The following is a 639-nucleotide window of genomic DNA, read 5'->3' as shown; positions in this document are numbered from 1 at the left end:
CTTTGTGATTCATGACTGGGGTGAAGTCGTAACAAGGTAACCGTAGGGGAACCTGCGGTTGGATCACCTCCTTACCTAGTTGATGTTGAATGTGAGTGTTCACACAGATTGTCTGATAGAAAATGAGCAGAGAGCGTCTGCGAAGCTGACTAATGTCCCCTTCGTCTAGAGGCCCAGGACACCGCCCTTTCACGGCGGTAACAGGGGTTCGAATCCCCTAGGGGACGCCAGTCTGCGCGGGTGAGTGAAAGTCATCTGCAAATAATGATTAAGCTGATTCAAGAGTCAGCTTAACAATTATGCTCTTTAACAATCCGGAACAAGCTGAAAAATTGAAACAATCAATATTATCACCGAGGTAATATTGATGAGTCTCTCAGCCGAACAACACGAAAATGTGAAGACGTTTTTGCGTGAGTTATGAGCGAGCAGTCCTCAGTTCGCGAAGGACGGAGCACAGCAAGCGGAGCATACATCAGTATGTGAGTATTGCGAGCACCGCCCGACAAAGAAATGAGGGGCGCGCAGCCATAACCCCACAGAAACACTCAGTCGAAACACCTTCGGGTTGTGAGGTTAAGCGAATAAGCGTACACGGTGGATGCCTAGGCAGTCAGAGGCGATGAAGGACGTGCTAAT

The 639-nt window shown here is 48.8% G+C and carries 1 tRNA gene and 1 rRNA gene; both read left to right on the top strand.

The features are described 5' to 3' along the window. Positions 1–74 (top strand): 16S ribosomal RNA (locus GN208_RS17860); the annotation flags it as partial. Positions 75–154: 80 nt separating this feature from the next. After that, a tRNA-Glu gene (locus tag GN208_RS17855) sits at positions 155–230 on the top strand. Positions 231–639: the final 409 nt, after the last annotated feature.

It is taken from the genome of Morganella sp. HSTU-ASny43, assembly GCF_022819185.1.
Taxonomy (GTDB): domain Bacteria; phylum Pseudomonadota; class Gammaproteobacteria; order Enterobacterales; family Enterobacteriaceae; genus Morganella; species Morganella morganii.
This window is presented reverse-complemented; position numbering and strand designations above follow the sequence as displayed.